The 1,763-nt window shown below is 72.0% G+C and carries 3 protein-coding genes; all 3 read right to left on the bottom strand.

What is annotated here, in order from left to right; genetic code table 11:
• Nucleotides 1–423: class I SAM-dependent methyltransferase (locus tag ETD83_RS41660; RefSeq protein ID WP_138650740.1), on the bottom strand; the 423-nt coding region annotated here is incomplete at its 3' end.
• Between the two features lie 21 nt (nucleotides 424–444).
• Nucleotides 445–1,392: a VWA domain-containing protein gene (locus ETD83_RS41665; protein WP_138650741.1), complete on the bottom strand. Its 948-nt coding sequence runs from the start codon at nucleotides 1,390–1,392 to the stop codon at nucleotides 445–447.
• A partial coding sequence (locus ETD83_RS41670; RefSeq protein ID WP_456236762.1) for a DUF58 domain-containing protein occupies nucleotides 1,389–1,763 on the bottom strand: 375 nt, incomplete at its 5' end. The genes ETD83_RS41665 and ETD83_RS41670, both read right to left, overlap by 4 nt.

Genomic DNA, 1,763 nt, shown 5'->3' on the forward strand with positions numbered 1-1,763 from the left:
GTGCAGGGCGGCCTTGCCGATGCGGATCGGGGGGTTGGACCAGATCGCGGCGAAGCGGAGGCCGGGGTCGAGATCATCCGCCAAGATGAACCTTACATTGTCAAGGCCGGCGGCGTGTGCATTGCTCTCAGCAAGGTCCAAGGCCCGCTGATTAACGTCCACGCCCCAGACTCTCGCCTCGGGAGAGCGCTTGGCCAGGGTGAGGGCGATGGGGCCGTATCCGCAGCCGAGGTCGAGCAGGTCGCCGTCGTTTGGTGGTGCCGGGACGGTCTCCAGCAGCACGCGTGTGCCGGGGTCGACGCGGTCAGGGGAGAACACGCCGCTGTCGGTGTCCAGGCGCAGGTGCAGGTCGGGCAGGACGAGGTCGACGGTGCGGCGGCGGCTCGCGGTGCCGGGGCGTTCGGCGAAGTAGTGTTCCCCCACGTCGGCGAACCGTATCAGCGGTCAGGGCAGGCGGGAGAACCAGGCGAGGGAGGCGCCTCCGGCGGCGAGCGCGAACAGCAGCGCGATGCCGGTGTAGCGGGCGGCGACGTCGCGGTGCTCGGTCTTGAAGCCGAGGGAGGTGCCGATGTTGGCGTAGACCTCGCGGAGCTGGTCGGCGTCGGCGGCCTCGTAGGCCTTGCCCTCGGTGCTGTCGGCGAGGGACCGCAGGGTTTCCTTGTTGACCGAGACGCTGGTGGTCTCGCCCTCGATGTCGACGGTGCCGTAGGGGGTGCCGAACGCGATGGTGGAGACGGGGACGTGCGCGGCGCGGCTGGCGTCGACGGCCTCCTGGACGGAGCGTCCGGTGGTGTTGTCCCCGTCGGACAGCAGGACGATGTGGGCGGGCGGCGGGTCCTGGCTGGCCTCGGCGTCGAAGGACCGGACGGCCTGGAGGCTGGTGAAGACGGCCTCGCCGATGGCGGTGCGCTTGGCCAGGACGAGCTGGTCGATGGAGGCGATGGCGGCGCCGCGGTCGGCGGAGGGCGCGGCGATGAGGTTGGCGCTGCCGGCGAAGGCGACGACGCCGACGTTGAAGCGTCCGGGGAGTTCGCCGATGAAGTTCTTGGCGGCGGCCTTGGCGGCGTCGAAGCGGCTGGGCGGGACGTCTCTGGCCATCATGGACAGGGAGACGTCGATGGCGACGAGGATGGTGGCGCGGTCGCGGGGGACCTTGACCGAGTCGGCGGGCCGCGCGAACCCGATCATCATCAGGGTGATCATGATGAGGAAGAGGGCGGCGGCGACGTGGCGGCGCCAGCCGGGGCGGCGTGGTGCGATCTGGGAGAGCAGGGCGAGGTTGGTGAAGCGGACGGCGTGGCGGCCGCGGCGCAGCTGGAGCAGGACGTAGACGGCGGCCAGGGCGGGCAGGACGCCGAGGAGCCAGAGGCGTTCGGGTGACAGGAAGGTCATGGGCGCACTCCCGCGGTGGTGAAGTGCCGGCCTGCGGCGCGGCGCTGGCGGAGGGCGAAGCGGGCGATGTCGGCGATCCAGTCCCGGTCGGTGCGCAGGACGAGGTGGTGGGCGCCGCAGCGGCGGAGGGCGGCGCGGGTGTGGTCGCGTTGCGCGGCGGCCGCGGCGGCGTAGCGTTCGCGGACGCGGCGGCTGAGGACGATCTCGTGGACGGTGCCGGTCTCGGGGTCGGTCATCTCGACGAGTCCGACGTCGGGGAGGTCGAGTTCGCGGGGGTCGATGATCTCGATGGCGAGGACCTGGTGGCGGGCGGTGAGGCGGCGCAGGGGGCGTTCCCAGTCGGGGCGGGCCTGCTCGGCGGTGTCCTCGTG

The sequence above is a fragment of the Actinomadura soli genome (assembly GCF_005889715.1).
Classification (GTDB): domain Bacteria; phylum Actinomycetota; class Actinomycetes; order Streptosporangiales; family Streptosporangiaceae; genus Spirillospora; species Spirillospora soli.

What these genes read in the sequence shown, in the direction of transcription:
- ETD83_RS41665 (WP_138650741.1), bottom strand. Translation starts at nt 1,392, where the DNA reads ATGACCTTCCTGTCACCCGAACGCCTCTGGCTCCTCGGCGTCCTGCCC.